The sequence below is a fragment of the Rhizobium sp. No.120 genome, from assembly GCF_054558365.1.
The window spans coordinates 88,152-106,519 of the sequence record NZ_BAAJNQ010000009.1; the positions used below are offsets into that span (position 1 = coordinate 88,152).

General features: G+C 60.4%; 14 protein-coding genes and 1 riboswitch. Of the genes, 6 read left to right on the forward strand and 8 right to left on the reverse strand.

All coding sequences use genetic code 11. From position 1 onward, the window contains the following. The first annotated feature begins 3 nt into the window (after window positions 1-3). Complete coding sequence (locus ACYJRZ_RS22625; RefSeq protein ID WP_459462748.1) at window positions 4-732, forward strand: SIS domain-containing protein; 729 nt, start codon at window positions 4-6, stop codon at window positions 730-732. A gap of 112 nt (window positions 733-844) precedes the next feature. Here the strand turns inward: ACYJRZ_RS22625 and ACYJRZ_RS22630 are convergent, their stop codons facing one another. The 5 genes from ACYJRZ_RS22630 to ACYJRZ_RS22650 all read right to left on the reverse strand — a co-directional run bounded on the left by ACYJRZ_RS22630 (window position 845) and on the right by ACYJRZ_RS22650 (window position 8,597). Continuing rightward, entirely contained in the window at window positions 845-4,021 is a 3,177-nt protein-coding gene (locus tag ACYJRZ_RS22630; RefSeq protein WP_459462750.1) for an efflux RND transporter permease subunit, read from the reverse strand. Next, complete coding sequence (locus tag ACYJRZ_RS22635; RefSeq protein ID WP_459462752.1) at window positions 4,018-5,199, reverse strand: efflux RND transporter periplasmic adaptor subunit; 1,182 nt, start codon at window positions 5,197-5,199, stop codon at window positions 4,018-4,020. Before ACYJRZ_RS22635 ends, ACYJRZ_RS22630 begins: the two co-directional genes overlap by 4 nt. Window positions 5,200-5,511: 312 nt before the next feature. Beyond that, window positions 5,512-7,341: an ABC-F family ATP-binding cassette domain-containing protein gene (locus ACYJRZ_RS22640; RefSeq protein WP_459462754.1), complete on the reverse strand. Its 1,830-nt coding sequence runs from the start codon at window positions 7,339-7,341 to the stop codon at window positions 5,512-5,514. A gap of 2 nt (window positions 7,342-7,343) precedes the next feature. Further along, complete coding sequence (locus ACYJRZ_RS22645; RefSeq protein WP_459462756.1) at window positions 7,344-7,997, reverse strand: thiamine diphosphokinase; 654 nt, start codon at window positions 7,995-7,997, stop codon at window positions 7,344-7,346. Window positions 7,998-8,069: 72 nt separating this feature from the next. Then, on the reverse strand, window positions 8,070-8,597 hold the full coding sequence (locus ACYJRZ_RS22650) for a MarR family winged helix-turn-helix transcriptional regulator (protein ID WP_459462758.1): 528 nt from the start codon (window positions 8,595-8,597) through the stop codon (window positions 8,070-8,072). Between the two features lie 165 nt (window positions 8,598-8,762). Between ACYJRZ_RS22650 and ACYJRZ_RS22655 the strand changes: the two genes are divergently transcribed. The 5 genes from ACYJRZ_RS22655 to ACYJRZ_RS22675 all read left to right on the forward strand — a co-directional run bounded on the left by ACYJRZ_RS22655 (window position 8,763) and on the right by ACYJRZ_RS22675 (window position 15,729). Beyond that, the gene (locus tag ACYJRZ_RS22655) at window positions 8,763-10,298 is read left to right on the forward strand and encodes an MDR family MFS transporter (RefSeq protein WP_459462760.1); all 1,536 of its coding nucleotides are present in this window, start codon (window positions 8,763-8,765) and stop codon (window positions 10,296-10,298) included. Between the two features lie 70 nt (window positions 10,299-10,368). Beyond that, window positions 10,369-10,485: riboswitch (TPP riboswitch) on the forward strand. A 49-nt stretch (window positions 10,486-10,534) separates the two neighbouring features. Then, complete coding sequence (thiB, locus tag ACYJRZ_RS22660; RefSeq protein ID WP_459462762.1) at window positions 10,535-11,563, forward strand: thiamine ABC transporter substrate binding subunit; 1,029 nt, start codon at window positions 10,535-10,537, stop codon at window positions 11,561-11,563. Between the two features lie 7 nt (window positions 11,564-11,570). After that, window positions 11,571-13,205 carry a thiamine/thiamine pyrophosphate ABC transporter permease ThiP gene (gene thiP, locus ACYJRZ_RS22665; protein WP_459462991.1) on the forward strand — a complete coding sequence of 545 codons (1,635 nt, stop codon included), beginning with the start codon at window positions 11,571-11,573 and terminating at the stop codon, window positions 13,203-13,205. Beyond that, window positions 13,198-13,926 carry a thiamine ABC transporter ATP-binding protein gene (locus tag ACYJRZ_RS22670; protein WP_459462764.1) on the forward strand — a complete coding sequence of 243 codons (729 nt, stop codon included), beginning with the start codon at window positions 13,198-13,200 and terminating at the stop codon, window positions 13,924-13,926. Before thiP ends, ACYJRZ_RS22670 begins: the two co-directional genes overlap by 8 nt. A 279-nt stretch (window positions 13,927-14,205) precedes the next feature. Then, window positions 14,206-15,729: a M48 family metalloprotease gene (locus ACYJRZ_RS22675; protein ID WP_459462993.1), complete on the forward strand. Its 1,524-nt coding sequence runs from the start codon at window positions 14,206-14,208 to the stop codon at window positions 15,727-15,729. Window positions 15,730-15,766: 37 nt separating this feature from the next. Here the strand turns inward: ACYJRZ_RS22675 and ACYJRZ_RS22680 are convergent, their stop codons facing one another. The 3 genes from ACYJRZ_RS22680 to fdxA form a co-directional block, all read right to left on the reverse strand. Then, on the reverse strand, window positions 15,767-16,630 hold the full coding sequence (locus tag ACYJRZ_RS22680) for an RNA polymerase factor sigma-32 (RefSeq protein WP_459462766.1): 864 nt from the start codon (window positions 16,628-16,630) through the stop codon (window positions 15,767-15,769). Window positions 16,631-17,040: 410 nt separating this feature from the next. Beyond that, on the reverse strand, window positions 17,041-17,613 hold the full coding sequence (locus ACYJRZ_RS22685) for a CarD family transcriptional regulator (protein ID WP_015341634.1): 573 nt from the start codon (window positions 17,611-17,613) through the stop codon (window positions 17,041-17,043). A gap of 398 nt (window positions 17,614-18,011) precedes the next feature. Continuing rightward, entirely contained in the window at window positions 18,012-18,350 is a 339-nt protein-coding gene (gene fdxA / locus ACYJRZ_RS22690; RefSeq protein WP_015341635.1) for a ferredoxin FdxA, read from the reverse strand. Window positions 18,351-18,368 lie beyond the last annotated feature (18 nt).

Genomic DNA, 18,368 nt, shown 5'->3' on the forward strand with positions numbered 1-18,368 from the left:
GGCATGAGCGCAGTCACGGACAGCTATTTTTCCGCCCTCATCGGCCGGCTGGAAACCCTGCGCCTGACGCTGGCCGAACCCATGTCCAAGGCATCAGCGGCCATATGTGCCGCCGCGCGCGCCGACCGCCGCGTCTATGTCTTCGGCACCGGCCATTCGCACATGCTGGCCGAAGAGGTGCATTATCGCGCCGGCGGCCTCGCCTTCACAATTCCTGTGCTCGTGGGCTCCGCCATGCTGCATGAAGGCGCTGTCATCAGCTCGGTCTATGAACGCACCGAGGGCCTTATCCGTCCGGTCTTCGAGCGCTACGGCATGCTGCCGGGTGACGTGCTGATCATCGCCTCCAATTCCGGCGTCAATGCCGCGCCGATCGAGGCGGCGGATTATGGCCGCGAGATCGGCGCAACGGTCATCGCCATCACATCGCTCGCCTATTCGGCCGCCATCGCCAATGGACGCAGAAAACTCGCCGATATCGCCGATATCGTGCTGGACAACGGTCTGCCGCCCGGCGACGCGATGATCGAGCTTCCGGGAACGGAGCTGAAGGTCGGGCCGGCCTCGACGGCCGTCGGCGCCACGGTGCTGAACGCCATCTTCGCCGATGTCGCTGCCGAACTCTGCAGGGATGGCAATCCGCCCGTCTATCTCAGCGCCAACATGCCGGGCGCAAAAGAAACCAATCAGCGGCTGGTCAAGAAATACCGGCCGCGCAATCCGCATCTATAAAGCATTCAGCGAAAGAATATCGAACCGCTTTGCGTCTGGCATTACCTGAAAGCAGCCGGATAAAGAGGCCGAGCTGTTCCCGTGAAACGTTCGGCCTCTCCTCTGTTAGATATCATTGTGCTGCGGCATCGTTGACCGAAGGCTCCTGCGCGGCTTCCGCCTGCTTGCGCCGCCGGCGCAGGACGACATAGAAGACTGGCGTCAGAAACAGACCGAACAGCGTCACGCCCAGCATGCCGGAGAAGACCGCTGTACCAAGCGACTGACGCATTTCGGCGCCAGGACCGGTCGCGATCATCAGCGGCACGACGCCGAAGATGAAAGCGAAGGCCGTCATCAGGATCGGGCGCAGGCGCAGATGACTGGCCTCGATCGCCGCCTCGACGGCGCTCTTTCCTTCGAGCTGCGCCTGCCGGGCGAACTCGACGATCAGGATCGCGTTCTTGGCCGCAAGGCCGATCAGCACGATCAGTCCGATCTGCGTGAGGATATTGTTATCCATCCCCCGCAAGTGCACGCCGATCAATGCCGCCAGAACGGCCAACGGCACGATGAGGATGATTGCAAGTGGCAGGATCCAGCTTTCATACTGCGCCGACAGCGCCAGGAAGACGAAGATGACCGACAGGGCGAAGATGTAGATCGCCGTATTGCCGGTGTGCTTCTCCTGATAGGCGAGTTCGGTCCACTCGAAGGTAGTGCCCGACGGCAAGAGGTTCTTGGCCAGTCCCTCCATGGTGTCGAGTGCCGTGCCGGTGGAAACGCCCGGCCCCGGATTGCCCTGCAGGGGAACCGAGACATACATGTTATAGCGCTGGACGAGCGCCGGCCCGGTCGTGTCGCGGATATCGACCAGCGTGCCGAGCGGCACCAGCGCGCCCGTTGCCGAGCGCACCTTCAGCGCCAGGATGTCCTCGCGATCCATGCGATACTGCTGATCGGCCTGCGCCCGCACCTGGTAGACGCGGCCGAAGGCATTGAAGTCGTTGACATAGGACGTGCCGAGATTGATCGACAGCGTCTCGAAAATATTCGGGATCGGCACGTTGAGCGCGCGCGCCTTGTCACGGTCGATCGCCAGGAAGTATTGCGGGCTGTTGGCGGAGAAGGTGGTAAAGACGCCGCTGACGCCCTTATTCTGTGCGGCGGCACCCATCATCTGATAGGCGAGCGGCAGGATGCGACGCATGTCCGGATTTTCCCGGTCCATGATCTGCATCTTGAAGCCGCCGGAATTGCCGACGCCGCGAATCGAAGGCGGTGGAATGGCGATAATGAAGGCTTCCTGGATACCCTGGAGGCTACCGAAGAGCTGGCCGATGATCTTGGTCGCCGTATCTCCGGTTTTCAGACGTTCCTCGAATGGCTTGAACGGCGTGAAGATGACGCCCGAATTCGAGGCATTGGTGAAAGTCGCACCGTTGAAGCCGGCAAAGGCAACGGCATTCTCGATGCCCGGCGTCTTTTTGATGATGTCAGTCGCCTTCTGGATGACGGCATTGGTGCGCGCAAGCGACGCACCGTCAGGCAGCTGGACGACAACGATGGCATAGCCCTGATCCATGGTTGGAACGAAGCCTTGCGGGACGATCCTACCCATGTACCATGTGCCCGCAAGCAGCCCCGCGAAGACGAGAAGTGCGCAGGCCAGCGCCGTCCACGTTGTCACTAGGTGCCGGATGATCCACGAATAGCCGCTGCTCATCCGCTCGAAGCCGCGGTTGAACCCGTCACCCAAGGCACGGCCGAAGCGCGCGAAGATATTGTTGGATTTCTGATGGCTGTGGGGGCGCAACACGATCGCGGCAATCGCCGGCGAAAGCGTCAGCGAGTTCAGGCAGGAGATCGCCGTCGCGACCGAAATCGTCACCGCAAACTGCCGATAGAACTGGCCCGAGATGCCTGGAATGAAGGCGGTCGGCACGAAGACGGCGATCAGCACCAGCGAGATTGCCAGAACCGCCGTACCCACCTCGTTCATCGTCACATGCGACGCCTCTTTTGGCGTCATGCCGAGAGCAAGGTTTCGCTCGACATTTTCCACGACAACGATCGCATCGTCCACGACGATGCCGATGGCGAGCACCAGGCCGAACAACGTCAGCATGTTCAGCGAGAAGCCGAAGGCGAGCAGGAAGGCGAAGGTGCCGATCAGCGAAACGGGGATGGCAACAATCGGGATGATCGCCGTCCTCCAGGACTGCAGGAAGACCAGCACGACGATGGCGACGAGGATCGCCGCCTCGAAGATGGTCTTGTAGACTTCATGAATCGATTCGGCGATGAACTCCGTGGGGTTATAGATGATGCGATATTCGAGGCCCTGCGGGAAATCCTGTGCAAGGCTTTCCATCGTCTTTTGAATATCGGCGGCAGCATCAAGCGCGTTCGTGCCCGGGCGAGCGAAGACGCCAAGCGCCACGGCCGGGCTGCCATTCAGATAGCTGTTCGTGACGTAATCCTGCGCGCCGAGCTCGATGCGAGCGACATCCTGCAGCTGCACGAGACGACCGTTGCCCGTCGCCTTGACGATGACATAGCGGAATTGCCGCGCATCGGAAAAACGCCCCTGCGTGGTGACGGTATATTGAAAGGCGTTGGTGCCGGATACCGGTGGCCCGCCGATCGTACCGCCGGAAACCTGTACGTTCTGATCGCGAAGCGCCTGAACGATGTCGCCGGCGGTCATGCCGTAGGCGGCAAGCTTTTCCGGATCCAGCCAGATGCGCAGCGAATATTGGCGCTCACCGAAGAGCTGGACGTCGCCGACGCCATCGAGACGAACGAGAAGGTCGCGGATGCGCGTACGGGCATAGTTGGAAATATAGAGTTGGTCGTAACGATTGTTCGGCGAGAGGAGATGCACGACCATCATCAAGTCGGGCGAGCTCTTGACCGTCGTGATGCCGATGCGCCTGACGTCTTCCGGCAGGCGGGGTTCGGCGATGGAAACGCGGTTCTGCACCAGCACCTGCGCCTTGTCGAGGTCGGTGCCGAGCTTGAAAGTGATGGTTAGCGCCATGGAGCCGTCGGCGCTCGAATAGGAGGACATATAGAGCATATCCTCGACACCGTTGATTTCCTGCTCGATGGGCGTCGCCACCGTATCGGCAATCGTCTGTGCGTCGGCGCCCGGATAGGAGGTGCGCACGACGATGGTCGGCGGCGCGACTTCGGGATATTGCGCCACCGGCAGCTGGAAATAGGCGATGCCGCCGACGATCAGCAGCACGATGGATAGGACCGATGCAAAGATCGGCCGATCGACGAAGAAGTGGGAAAACCTCATTGGCTTGTCCCCTGTGCATCGGCCTGGGCCGGCGGCTCATCATTCGTCGCCTGCTGCGGCAGTTCGATCAGCTGCGGCGTTACCTTGACGCCCGGCCGAATGCGTATCAACCCGTTGACGACGATCGTTTCGTCGCCGGTCATGCCGTCACGAATGACGCGATAGCCGTAGAGTTTCGGCCCGAGACGCACGGATTTCGGTGTGATGTTGCCGGCGGGATCGACGGTATAGACGACGCGCTGGTTCTGATCCGAACCGATGGCTTCGTCCGGCACGAGGATCGCCTTGTAGGTGTTGGATCCCTGCACCTGGACGCGCCCGAAAAGGCCGGGCTGCAGGATAAGATTGGGATTGGGGAAGCGGGCGCGGACGCGGATCGTTCCGGTCTCGTTATCGACGCGGTTTTCGGCGAAGTCGAGCTTGCCCTTGAACGGCTTCTGGCGAGAGTCCGCGATAGTCACGGCTACATCGAGACCGCCGCCGCCCTGCTGCAGAGCGCTGCCATTCTTGCGGGCCTCATCGGCGTAGGAAAGCAGCCGGCGTTCATCGACATCGAAATAGAAATCGATGGGATCGAGTGAGACGATGGTCGTCAGCACGGTCTGATCGGCCTGCACGAGGTTGCCGACCGAGATCAGGCGCCGGTCGATACGGCCGCTGAGCGGCGCCGTGATCCTGGTGAAATCCATGTCCAGATTGGCGCGATCGACCGTCGCCTGCGCGCCGCGCACATTCGCCTGCGCCGAAATGAGATCACGACGTCGATCATCGAGCGTCGAAGCCGACTGGCTGCCCGTCGTCGACAGGGATTCCGCCCGCTTATATTGCGCATCGGCCAGCGTCAGGGATGATTTTGCCACTTCCAACGCGGCCGTCGCTTCGTTCAGCGTGGTGATGAAGGGCCGCTGGTCGATGACAAAAAGCAGATCTCCCTGCTTGACGATAGCGCCATCCTGGAAATGCACCTCCTGCAGGTAACCGCCGACGCGCGAGCGCACGGAAACTTCATCGACCGCCTGGAAGCGCCCGATGAACTCGTCGCTATCGACGACATCGCGAACCACAGGCTTGGCGACTGTAACGGGCGGTGCTGGCGGCGCACCTTGCGCAAGCGCCTGGGCGCTCGAGAAAACGACAATTGCACAGCTCAACAAGACGGCACGCGGCAGCATCGGCATGAAGCCCCCTTTGAAAAACCGCATGCGGCAGCAGGCGCCGTCATCACGGTACGCTCACGAAATTTATCTGCAACTTTCCACGAAGAACCCGCCGCCGTCAGGCGCAGTGAAATCAGGTCGCTTCGGACTTCCCCAACATGCGCCACGGGCCGCACCGGCCCGGGGGTATCAACCGGAGCGTGGTCCGGCAACATGCGTTTATGTATAAACGGTTTATCGGATTCGACAACAGGGAATGAATGGTCGCGACCGAGCGCAACCGATTGTTTTTATTGCTAGTAAAGACGCGCATAGGATGAGCCAATATGAGCCTCAGCCCTCCAGCTCCTCGCGCAGCATTTCGAGCTCCAGCCATTCCTCTTCCATCTTTGTAAGGCTTTCGCGCAGCTTTTCCATCTCCGCAGCAAGGCGGTTGAAGGTTGCGGCATCCTTGGAAAAGAGGTTCGGATCGGCCATTTTCTTTTCGCGGGCGGCAATCTCGGCTTCCGCCTTGGCCATTTCCTTCGGCAGGTTTTCGAGTGCAAATTTCTGCTTATAGGAAAGCTTGCCTTTGCCCTTTGAGCTGTCGCCAGCCGGCGCTGCAGCTTCGGCCGATTTCGGCTTTTCCGCCGCCTTTTCAGCCCGTTTCCGTTCCTCAATCGCTCCCTTGCGTTGGGCGAGCATGTCGGAATAGCCGCCGGCATATTCGATCCAGCGGCCATCGGGCTCTTCCGGATCGGCGGGCGCGATCGTCGAGGTCACTGTGCGATCGAGAAAATCGCGGTCGTGGCTGACGAGGATGACCGTGCCAGCGAAACCGGAGACGATTTCCTGCAGCAGATCGAGCGTCTCGATGTCGAGATCATTCGTCGGTTCGTCGAGGATCAGGAGATTGGTCGGCCGGGACAGGATACGGGCCAGCATCAGCCGCGCGCGTTCGCCGCCAGAAAGATTCTTGATCGGAGTGCGCGCTTGCTCCGGCTGGAACAGGAATTCCTTCATATAGCCGGTCACATGCCGCTGCTCGCCATTGACGAGCAGGTTCTCGCCGCGGCCATCCGTCAGGTAGTTAGCAAGCGTATCCTCCGGGTTCAGCTCCTCGCGCTTCTGGTCGAGCGTTGCAATCTCCAGATTGGTGCCGAGCTTGACCGTGCCGCTGTCCGGCTCCAGCTGCCCGGTCAGCATCTTCAGAAGCGTCGTCTTGCCGGCACCGTTTGGGCCGACGAGACCGATGCAATCGCCGCGATGCACACGGATCGAAAAAGGTGCGACGATGACCCGCTCATTATAGGCCTTAGTGATCTTGTCCGCCTCGATCACCAGCTTGCCGCTTTCCTGTGCATCAGACGCAGCCGCCTGTACCGTGCCCAAAGCGCCCTTGTGGCCGCGATAGCGCGAACGCATGTCCTGCAGCTCGCCGAGCCGGCGCATATTGCGTTTGCGTCGCGCCGTCACGCCGTAGCGCAGCCAGTGCTCCTCGCGCTCGATCTGCTTGCCGAGCTTGTGCTGCTCCAGCTCCTCGGCTTCCAGCACCTGATCGCGCCAGGCCTCGAAATGAGCAAATCCTCTGTCCAGCCGGCGCGATGTGCCGCGATCCAACCAGACGGTCGCGGTCGAAACCTTCTCCAGGAAACGCCGGTCGTGCGAGATCAGCACGAGCGCGCTGCGGCTCTTTTGCAGTTCACCTTCCAGCCATTCGATCGTCGGCAAGTCCAAATGGTTGGTGGGCTCGTCGAGCAGCAGGATATCCGGCTCGGGCGCCAGAACGCGCGCAAGAGCCGCACGGCGCGCCTCACCGCCGGAAAGATTCTTCGGATCCTCTTCGCCGGTCAGACCGAGATGAGAGAGCAGATAGGTGACGCGATAGGGATCATCGCCAGGCCCAAGGCCGGCTTCGGCATAGGCCGCGACCGTCTTGTAACCGGCAAAATCGGGCGCCTGCTCGAGATAGCGCACTGTCGACGATGGGTGGCGGAAGACTTCGCCCGACTGCGCCTCGACGAGACCAGCGGCGATCTTCAGGAGCGTCGACTTGCCCGAACCATTACGTCCGACAAGGCAGATCTTGTCGCCCGGCTCCACCTGCAGGCCGGCACCTGCGAGCAGTGGCGCACCGCCGAAGCTCAGAAAGATGTCGTCGAGTTTCAGAATGGGAGGGGCCAAGATCAGACTCCGGAAAGATCATAAGGGCGGGCAAGAACGATCGCCCTGCCGCTGCCGAGCGAAAAGCGCACATCGCCTTCCGCTACGTTGGAAATGGTGCGCGATGCGCCGAAGGGCAAATGAAAATCGCGCAAGGGATAACGGGCATTGTCGATGAAGAGACCCGTGAGATCGCTGAAACCGAGAACCGAAAACAGAGAACCGGCCGGCAGCGCGAGCGAGAGATCGCCCGGCGGAAGCGGCATCGCCTCCTCGTCACCCGATGTCAGCAGCACGTCAAAGCCTTTTTCGGCGAGCTGGATACCATATAGCAGATGCTGGATCGCATGATCGGACCGCTCGCCACCCATGGCGCCCGCCAGGATCAGTCTCGTGGCACCGCGATCAATCGCTTCCGAAACGGCGATCTCGCCATCCGTCGCTGCCTTGGCCGCCGGATAGGGCTGCTTCGGCACGTTCGGAAAGGCCCCCTGGAGATCGGCAGGCGTGGAATCGAAATCGCCGACCCACAGCTCCGGCTCCACCCCGAGCGCGAGCGCATGGCGCATGCCGCCGTCGGCTGCGATGAAACGGCTGTCGGAAACCGCGGCGCGCAATCGCTCCGTCAGGCGAAGCTCGCCGCCAAGCAGGATGGTGAAGGTGGTGGACTGGCTCATGAGGCAAGCCCATAGCGCAAAGTCATATGCCTAGGGAAGAGCGGCTTTACCGGAACAGCCCAGGCGGGCTGATTACTCGGTCGTTTCCTTTATGGCAGCCTGGACGACACGTTCGTAGCCGCTGACGTAGCGATCGAACAGAAACGAAAAGCTCTCAATGTCCTCGGGCGACCAATCGGCAAAGATGCTCCCGATAACGGCGTATTTCTGCACCTGGATTTCCGACAGCAAACGCTGCCCGAGGGCGGTCAGCACCACGACGATACGCCGCGCATCCGCCTGCGATGCCTTTCGGCGCAACACACCACGTGCCACCATGTCGGCAGTGATGCGGCTCGCGCGCGAGGGATCGATGCGCAACAGCTCGGCAATCGTGCCGACCGTTACCTCGCCCGTATCTTCCGCCCGCCGCACGACATCGAGTACATCGAGATGCGAAAGCTCGAGCCCGGGGGCGACGTTCTGAATGGCGAGCCTGCCGATCATGCGACGGCCAGTCAGCAAGCGCATGCGCATCATCGCCTGACCGATGCGCAGAAACTTCTCGTCTTCGGCCAGCGTTGGAACTTCGATATCTTTTGTATTCGTCGCAGATGTCATCCCTTCAGCATAGCAGAGGTCGAGGAGAAACAAAACATGCAAATGGCATTCACCTGCCATTGACAATTATATGCTAATAGCACATATCTTCTTCCATGAAGACCGGGCGTCCCGCGCATTCGCTCGATAGCGCAGCGTTCCGGCCCAGTTCGGGTTCCTTGCTCCATGGACATGCAGACAAGCTTCACGCCGCTCGTGGCGGATCACAAACGGCGGCTTATTCTTTTCCTGTTTCTGATGACGGCCATGTTCATGGCGACGCTCGACAATCAGATCGTCTCGACGGCACTGCCGACGATCGTCGGCGAGTTCGGGCATCTGGATCGCTTCGGCTGGATTGGCTCGGCTTATCTTCTCTCGCTTTCCGCCGTCATGCCCGTCTATGGCAAGCTCGGCGATCTCTTCGGCCGTAAGTACGTGATGATGACGGCGATCGCGATCTTCACGGTCGGCTCCGCCGTATGTGGCCTGGCCGTCTCGATGAACACGCTGATCGCCGCTCGCGTCCTTCAAGGCTTCGGCGGCGGCGGCATCATGGTCTCGATCTTCGCCGTCAACGCCGATCTCTTCGAGCCGCGGGAACGCGCTCGCTATCAGAGTTATTCGAGCCTGGTGCTCATGGCTTCCGGCGCCATAGGTCCCGTTCTCGGCGGCACGATGAGCGATCTCTTCGGCTGGCGTTCGATCTTCCTCGTCAACGTGCCGATCGGCTTCATCGTGCTCGCCGGTCTTGCCTTCATGCTGCCCTACCGCAAGCCGGCCCGCCGCCCGAAGATCGATTATGCCGGTGCCGTCGTCCTTGCCCTGACGACGACGAGCATCGTGCTTGCAGCTGACGGCAGCGAGCTCTTCGGATCTCTGCTGTCGCCACAGTGCCTGGGCATCATCGCCTTCGGCATCGTCTGCGCTATCGCCTGGGTCTTCATCGAGCGTCGCGCACCCGAGCCCATCGTTCCGATGACGTTGTTCCGCAACCCGACATTCGGCCTTCTGCTGATCATCTCGATCACCAGCGGCGCCGTGGCCATCGGCATGGTCAATTATTTTGCGCTCTTCTTGCAGACGACGACAGGCCTTTCGCCCTCCATGGCCGGGCTGCTGTTCATACTCCTGACCGGCGGCATCGTCTGCGGCTCGCTTTCCGCCGGTCGGCTGATCGCGGCCAAAGGCCGTTACAAGCCCTTTGCCGTTGCCAGCGCCAGCTGCAGCACCATCGCATTCGCTTCGCTTGCCTTCGTCCATGCCGGCACGCCAGTCGTCCTCATTGGCAGCCTGATGCTGCTGCATGGCATCGGCATCGGCCTTGCCCAGCAAGTGCCTGTCATCGGCGTACAGAATGCAGCGGCTGCCCGTGACGTCGGCGCTGCGACCGGCGCCGTCACGCTGTCGCGCATGGGCGGCGCCTCGATTGCCATCTCCATCTACGGCGCGATCATTGCTGCCAAGCTCGGCAATGTCGGCGTCTCCATATCAGGGGTATCCAACATTGAAGAGCTGACGCCGAAGATGATGGCCGCCTTGCCCGAGATTACCCGCGAGGCCGTGGCCAACGCCTATGCGAGCGCCTTCAGCCCGTTGTTCATGACCGCCGCCAGCATCTGCCTCTTCGGCCTTTTGACGGCGCTGACGCTGAAGAATGTGCAGCTCCCAGGTGCCGCGAAGAAATTCGAAAGTCCGGCGGTCGCGGAGGCCGCCGAGTAAATCTGTCATGCTGCAATCGGCAAGGGAATCATTTCCCTTGTCATCCCTCCGTCACGAGATTAAATCTGCCCATGCTCTAACGGGGTGCCTTATGTCCTTCGGACATTTCGGCTGAGAGGCTTTCACCGGCCAACCCGCGGAACCTGATCCGGCTAACACCGGCGGAGGGATTAGACGCGTGACGAAATCATGGCGCCCTTTCCCTTTCAAAATGAAACCAAAAAGGAGGCGCCGTCATGCAACACCGCTCGCTATTGTCACTCTTCGCCGGCCTGGCCCTTGCCGCCGGGACGACCTTTTTTGCCGCACAGCCTGCCGCAGCAGCCGACAAGACCCTGACCATCTACACCTATGAAAGCTTCACCGCCGAATGGGGTCCGGGCGCCAAGATCAAGGCAGCCTTCGAAAAGACCTGCGGCTGCACGGTCAATTACGTCGCCGTCACCGATGGTGTTGCACTTCTCTCCCGCCTGAAGCTGGAAGGGACGGGCACCAAGGCCGACGTTGTTCTCGGCCTTGACACCAATCTCATAGATGAAGCGAAGGATACCAGCCTCTTCGATGCCAGCGGCGTCGATACCTCGGCCCTCAAGGTTCCCGGCGGTTTCAAGGATGACGTCTTCGTGCCCTACGACTACGGCCATTTCGCCGTGATCTATGACAGCCAAACGGTTAAGAATCCCCCCAAGAGCATGAAGGATCTCGTCGAGGGCGATCCCAATCAGAAGATCGTCATCGAGGATCCGCGCACCTCGACGCCGGGTCTCGGCCTGCTGCTCTGGGTTAAGTCGATCTATGGCGACAAGGCCGCCGATGCTTGGACAAAGCTCAAGGGCCGCATCCTAACCGTCACCCCCGGCTGGTCGGAAGCCTATGACCTCTTCACAAAGGGCGAAGCGCCGATGGTGCTCTCCTATACGACGTCGCCTGCCTATCACATGATCGAGGACAAGACCGACCGCTATCAGGCAGCCGCCTTCTCGGAAGGGCACTATATCCAGATCGAGGTCGCCGGCCTCGTCAAGTCCTCGCCGAACAAGGACCTGGCCCGGGACTTCCTGAAGTTCATGATCTCTCCAGGCTTCCAGGACATCATTCCGACAAGCAACTGGATGATGCCGGTTTCAGCCACTTCGGAGCCACTGCCGGACGCCTTTAACAAGCTCGTGGTGCCGTCGAAGACCTTCCTGATGAGCCCCGCCGACGTCGACAAGAACCGTAAGGCCTGGATCGACGAATGGCTGACCGCCACCAGCGGCAACTGACGCCTTGATCATACTTACGGCACCCGAGCGAAGAGGCGCTATTTCAGGCGGGGCAGTCAGCCTTGCCGGCATCGTGCTCTTCGTCGGGATCGCCGTGCTCGTCCTGCTTGCCGCCGGCATCGAGTCCGGCGGCACCAATCCCTTGGCAGATCCCTACTTGCTGCGCGTTCTGCGTTTCACGTTGCTGCAGGCGGTGCTTTCGACGCTCCTCTCCGTTGTGCTCGCCATTCCGGTCGCGCGCGCATTGGCGCGCCAGCCGCGCTTTCCCGGCCGGCTTTGGCTCATCCGGCTGATGGCCGTGCCGATGGGCCTACCTGTGCTGATCGGCGCGCTCGGCTTGCTCGGCATTTGGGGTCGGCAGGGGCTCATCAATCAGGCGCTATCGGCACTCGGCCTGTCACAGCCAGTTAGCATTTATGGCCTGGCTGGCATTCTGCTTGCGCATGTCTTCTTCAATATGCCGCTCGCCTGCCGGCTGATGCTTGCCGGGCTGGAACGCGTGCCGGCGGAATATTGGCTTGTGGCCGGCGGGCTCGGCATGCGGCCCGCCTCGGTCTTCCGCTTCATCGAATGGCCTATCCTGCGCGGCCTTATTCCCGGCATTGCCGGCCTGATCTTCATGCTCTGCGCCACCAGCTTCACGCTGGTTTTGATCCTCGGCGGCGGCCCAGCCGCAACGACGCTGGAAGTGGCGATCTATCAGGCGCTCCGCTTCGATTTCGATCCCGGGCGCGCCGTCATGCTGTCGCTGCTGCAGATCGCCGTCACACTCCTTGTGCTGGGCGCCATGACGCTGTTTCACGCCCCCGACGATCACGGGCTCACGGGTGGCCGTGCTCTGCGCCGCATCGATGGTCAGGGAATGGCTGCGCGATTCGGCGATGCCGCGTTGCTGGTGGCCGCTACACTCTTTCTCGGCATGCCCCTCGCTTCGATCGTCGTGACCGGTCTGGAAGCAAATCTTCTGAAGCTCGTCGCCCAGCCGATCTTCCTGCAGGCGGCATTCACGAGTCTTGCAATCTCGCTTGCCGCCGGATTTCTCGCCGTGCTGATATCCTTTGCGATCATTCGCGCCCGCTCAGCGGCAGACCGCCGAAAGACCCTTGGTCTGCGCGGTCTGTCCCTCGCACTAGTCGCAAGCTCCTCTCTCATCCTGCTGGTACCGCCGATCGTGCTGGCGACCGGCTGGTTCCTGGCGCTCAGGCCATTGGGCGATCCCAGCCGCTTTGCAGCCGTCCTCATCATTGTTATCAATGCGCTGATGGCGCTGCCCTTCGTCATTCGTGTCATCGAGCCGGCCTATACAGTCCATGTCAGCCGCACCGGACGATTGGCGGCAAGCCTCGGCCTTCACGGCATTGCGCGCCTGCGCATGATCGATTGGCCCGGTCTGCGCAAACCGCTCTTCACGGCGCTCTCTTTCGCCATGGCCCTGTCGCTCGGCGATCTCGGCGCCGTCGCGCTCTTCGGCTCCGATAGTCTGATGACCCTGCCCTGGCTGGTCTATAGCAAGCTCGGCAGCTACCGCACCAACGACGCCGACGGATATGCCTTGATCCTTGGCCTGGTATGCCTTCTCCTGACCATAGCCGGGACGGTGGGCCAGAGCGCACCAAATGACGAAAGCAGGCGAAATGACTGACGGCAGGAGCATGAAGGCAGGAGAGATTGCCATGGAAGGGGTCGAGCTGCGCCTGGGCACGCATGACTTCCGCTTCGACTGCGCATTGCCACAGGGCAAGATCATCGCCATCACTGGACCGTCGGGATCCGGCAAATCCACCTTTCTCAATTTATTGGCCGGCTTCGAGCAGCCCGATCGCGGCCGCATCCTGCTTGCCGGGCAGGATGTAAGCGGCCTGCATCCCGCCGAACGGCCGGTGTCGCTGGTCTTTCAGGACAACAATCTCTTTGCCCATCTCGACCTCTTCACCAATGTCGGCCTCGGCATCAGCCCGTCATTGAAGCTTTCGAAAGAGGACCGGGAAAGGGTCTCGCAGGCCTTGGCCCGTGTCGGACTGCCCGGCTTCGAGACGCGCAAGCCGGGAACGCTCTCCGGCGGCGAGCGGCAGCGTGCCGCCTTCGCTCGGGCTCTGGTGCGTGATAAGCCGATCCTGTTGCTGGACGAGCCTTTTGCCGCGCTCGATCCCGGCCTGCGCTCCGGAATGGTCGAACTTTTGAAAACCCTGCATCGCGAAACCGGCAATACTGTGCTGATCGTCTCGCATGATCCGGCCGAAGTACGGCGCCTTGCCGACCACGCCATCTTCATCGACGGCGGCACGATCAAGCTCGCCGCGCCCATCGAAACCTTCCTTGAGGCGGGCAGCATTCCGGCACTGACCACATTTCTGCAACATTGATTGCGTCGCAGCATCTTGCTGCCGGTTTTGCCTTAATTTCGTCTAGCGAAGCGGCTGAAAGTCCTCGGAAATGCTTGCTAAAATACAACGCCGCCACATTTAAACGGAGTCTCGCTATGCAACCGGTGCGAAAATCGGCTACAGCAAGGGGTGGAGACCGTCCGGGTAAATGCGGATCGGTGGGGGCTGAAATAATCTTTATCGGCGCACGACGATGATCGGTCCGGTAAGGATCAACCGGATTTGGCGCCGAGCCGGCATGGCAGCGAAATGAGTAGGATGCAGGTCCTGAAGCAGAGCAAGCGAGCACAACGAAGGATCGATGCGACCGTCGCAGCCCGTTTGCGCCGCTTTGTCCCCGTCCTTACGGCCGCGGCGATATTGAACGGCTGCCAGACGGTGCTGGATCAATCCTACCAGCCGAGCGTTTCGCCCTCCGCCAATCCGCAGATCGTTTCTGAAGTGCAGAAGAACGATCCTCGCGCGCAGATGGGCGCTCGCGAACATCCGCGTATCCTCGCAAGCTATGGCGGCGAATACAAGGATGCCAAGACGGAGAGGCTCGTTGCCCGCATCGCCGGCGCCTTGACCAGCGTGTCGGAAAATCCGCAGCAGTCCTACCGCATCACCATTCTCAATTCTCCCTCGATCAACGCCTTTGCGCTGCCGGGGGGCTATCTCTATGTAACCCGCGGCCTTCTGGCGCTTGCTAATGATGCGTCCGAAGTCGCCGCGGTGCTGTCGCACGAGATGGCGCACGTAACAGCCAATCACGGCATCGAGCGGCAGAAGCGCGAAGAAGCCGAAGTCATCGCCAGCCGCGTCGTTTCGGAAGTCCTGTCGAGCGATCTGGCCGGCAAGCAGGCGCTTGCCCGCGGCAAGCTGCGTCTTGCCGCCTTCTCACGCCAGCAGGAACTCCAGGCCGACGAGATCGGCATCCGCACACTCGGCCAGGCCGGCTACGATCCCTATGCCGCCGCGCGCTTCCTGAACGCGATGGAAGACTATAGTCGCTTCATGTCGGCCAATTCCGACGTGGACCAAAGCCTGGACTTCCTTTCGAGCCATCCGAGCACGCCGCAGCGTATCGACCTTGCCAAGGCTCACGCGCGCGAATTCGGCGAAGAAGGCAAGGTCGGCGACATCGGCCGCGATTATTATCTCAACGGCATCGATGGCCTGCTTTATGGCGACAGCCCTGAAGAAGGCTATGTGCGCGGCCAGACCTTCCTGCATGGCGGCCTTGGCATCCGCTTCGACGTACCGCCGGATTTCCGTATCGACAACAAGGTCGAAGCCGTCATGGCGACCGGCCCGGGCGACATCGCCATCCGCTTCGACGGCGTTGCCGATACCCAGAATCAGAATCTGACGAACTATATTTCCAGCGGCTGGGTCACCGGCCTCGATCCTTCCTCGATCAGGTCGATCACGGTCAACGGCATGCCGGCCGCCACGGCACGCGCTTCGGCCGATCGCTGGGATTTCGATGTGACTGTCATCCGCGACCGTACCCAGATCTTCCGCTTCCTGACGGCGGTGCCTAAGGGAAATATCGCCCAGCTCGATCAGACGGCCAATGTGCTGCGCGCAAGCTTCCGGCATATGACTCCGGAAGAGGCGGCCTCGCTGAAGCCGCTGCGTGTTCGCGTCGTCACCGTCAAGCCCGGCGATACGATCACCACGCTCGCTGCCCGCATGATGGGCACCGACCGCAAGCTCGACCTGTTCAAGCTGATAAACGCCCTGCCAACCGGGGCAAACATTGCACCGGGCGACAAAGTCAAGATTATTTCGGAATGATAGCGGGCGACTTCTCCCGGGCGGGAGAAGCGCGCATTCAGGCGTAGCTGGCCATGCGGGGATCCGCATCCACCAAAGCGTTGCGGAGCTTGTCCATCGCCCGGCTTTCGATCTGGCGCACACGCTCCTTGGAAATGCCGAGATCAGCACCGAGCTCTTCGAGCGTCGCACCGTCTTCGACCAGGCGGCGCGCCTGAATGATTTTCATTTCGCGCTCGTTGAGATGTTTCAGCGCCGATGCGAGCCAGACGCGACGACGCTCGCCGTCGATCATGTCGGAGACCTGCTCGTCGGGAAGCGGCTCGTCGCTGATCAGAAAATCGATGCGCTCGGCACTTTCGGAATCGCCGGCAATGGAGGGGGCCTGCAGGGAGGTATCGCTGCTGGAGAGGCGCGCATCCATCGTCTGCACATCTGCAAGGCTAACACCGAGCGTGACGGCGATTTCCTCATGGATGGATTGGACGGTGACGTTGGAATTGCTGCGGGCAAGCTTGGCGCGCAAGCGGCGCAGATTGAAGAACAGCGCTTTCTGAGCAGAACTCGTGCCGCCGCGTACGATCGACCAATTGCGCAGAATATAGTCTTGGATCGAAGCACGGATCCACCAGCTTGCATAGGTGGAGAAGCGAACTTCCCGCTCCGGCTCGAAGCGGGCGGCCGCTTCCAACAGACCGACATAGCCTTCCTGCACCAGATCGCTCATCGGCAGTCCGAAATTACGAAACTTCCCCGCCATAGAAATGACGAGGCGCATATGGGCCGTTGCTATCTGATTGCGCGCACCACGATCGTCGTGGTCTTTCCAGCGTATGGCGAGATCGTGCTCTTCGTCGCGATCGAGATAGGGAGCAGCCATCGCAACTTTGATCATGCGCCGATCTGCAGACATATTCGTCATATGCATCTCCTGGGTTTCGGCCTCAAATCGTCTCTATGCCGCGGTCGACGAAAAGGGCAGCAAGCATCGTTTCCGAACATTGCTGCTCGGATGGAAATCAATGAATGAAATTGCAAATTGGAAACCGATTATCCGGGTCGCCGGAGAATCGATGACTAGTCTAGTTCGATCTCATCGAACGGGTCTGCCGATTCAATCATCTTCAGATCGCCTGGGAGCTTCGAGTGAAAACGCATAGGCCGGTCCTCGTAAACATCTATAAGACAGCCCGTGTGGATACGCCTCCCCACAGGAGAAAACCCACACGAACCGCCAATCCAGGGCTTAAACGCATCAAAACGGAAAAGGTTCCAAATAAAAAACCCGGCACGAAGGCCGGGTTTTTTGTAAGCGATAGTGGCGTCTCGGCCTTATGCGGCTTCGTCCTGCGAATCGTCTTCTTCGACGACCTTGCCGCGCTTCGGTCCCTTGTTCAGATTGGTTTCGACAAGGCGAACAGCTTCGGTTTCCGACATCTTATTGACGGCGGCGATTTCCCGCGCCATGCGGTCAAGCGCAGCTTCATAAAGCTGACGTTCGGAATAGGACTGCTCAGGCTGATTCTCGGCGCGATAGAGATCGCGAACGACCTCCGCGATCGAGATCAGGTCGCCGGAATTGATCTTGGCATCGTATTCCTGCGCGCGACGCGACCACATGGTGCGCTTAACGCGGGCCTTGCCCTGCACAACCTTCAATGCACGCTCGACGAAATCGGTCTCGGAAAGCTTGCGCATGCCAATGCTCATGGCCTTTGCCACCGGCACCTTCAGGCGCATCTTGTCTTTCTCGAAATCGATTACGAACAGCTCGAGCTTCATGCCTGCGACTTCCTGTTCTTCGATCGCAGTGATCGTGCCGACACCGTGGGCCGGATAAACGATCGCTTCACCAGTCTTGAAGCCATGGCGTGCTGCTGAAGGTTTTTTCTGCTGGGTCGTCATTCTTTTCAAAAACTCCCTGTTACGCGCCCCGTTAGGGCCGGGGTGCCGGGTCAGTCAGGCCCGGATGAGACGGCGTACCGTCGGGTCACTTCATCCTGGTCCAGCCAGACTTATGCAAACAGAAACCCACCCATCGCGATCTGGGACCCGACAACACAATGCGTTGATATGTCAAGGAAACCGCGTACGGATTGGTGATTTGCTTTCGTGATGGTTTTGGGCATGCGAAATGCCGCTGTGGATCAGTGTGACGACCCTATCACAAAAATCTGAGGAAATCAATAATTTGCTGCGCACGCACCAAAATGGCCACGTTGACCAGCCAACGGCCCAATGGCATTGATTCGCTTTCTGCGATATCGACTACACCTTTATCGAAGGCCTGTCACGACCTGCGATCAGTCACCTGTACCGGGATTGGCCGAGAAATATTTCTCGAATTTCCCCTGTTCGCCATCCATTTCCTTGGCTTCCGGCATCGGGTCGCGCTTGACCGTGATATTCGGCCAGATGGCGGCATATTCCGCATTCACCTTCAGCCACTTGTCGAGACCCGGTTCCGTATCGGGCTTGATCGCCTCGGCAGGACATTCCGGTTCGCAGACGCCGCAATCGATGCATTCGTCAGGATGGATGACAAGGAAGTTCTCGCCTTCGTAGAAGCAGTCGACGGGGCAGACTTCCACACAATCGGTATATTTGCAGCGGATGCAATTATCGGTCACGACATATGTCACGAAGCACTCCAGGAATGT

Bases quoted from the DNA above. Each gene is read 5' to 3' on its own strand.
- ACYJRZ_RS22685 (WP_015341634.1), bottom strand. From the start codon at position 17,613: ATGACGACCCAGCAGAAAAAACCTTCAGCAGCACGCCATGGCTTCAAG.
- ACYJRZ_RS22680 (WP_459462766.1), bottom strand. From the start codon at position 16,630: ATGACGAATATGTCTGCAGATCGGCGCATGATCAAAGTTGCGATGGCT.
- thiB (WP_459462762.1), top strand. From the start codon at position 10,535: ATGCAACACCGCTCGCTATTGTCACTCTTCGCCGGCCTGGCCCTTGCC.
- ACYJRZ_RS22645 (WP_459462756.1), bottom strand. From the start codon at position 7,997: ATGAGCCAGTCCACCACCTTCACCATCCTGCTTGGCGGCGAGCTTCGC.
- ACYJRZ_RS22675 (WP_459462993.1), top strand. From the start codon at position 14,206: ATGCAGGTCCTGAAGCAGAGCAAGCGAGCACAACGAAGGATCGATGCG.
- ACYJRZ_RS22625 (WP_459462748.1), top strand. From the start codon at position 4: ATGAGCGCAGTCACGGACAGCTATTTTTCCGCCCTCATCGGCCGGCTG.
- ACYJRZ_RS22655 (WP_459462760.1), top strand. From the start codon at position 8,763: ATGGACATGCAGACAAGCTTCACGCCGCTCGTGGCGGATCACAAACGG.
- ACYJRZ_RS22670 (WP_459462764.1), top strand. From the start codon at position 13,198: ATGACTGACGGCAGGAGCATGAAGGCAGGAGAGATTGCCATGGAAGGG.
- ACYJRZ_RS22650 (WP_459462758.1), bottom strand. From the start codon at position 8,597: ATGACATCTGCGACGAATACAAAAGATATCGAAGTTCCAACGCTGGCC.
- ACYJRZ_RS22635 (WP_459462752.1), bottom strand. From the start codon at position 5,199: ATGCCGATGCTGCCGCGTGCCGTCTTGTTGAGCTGTGCAATTGTCGTT.
- ACYJRZ_RS22630 (WP_459462750.1), bottom strand. From the start codon at position 4,021: ATGAGGTTTTCCCACTTCTTCGTCGATCGGCCGATCTTTGCATCGGTC.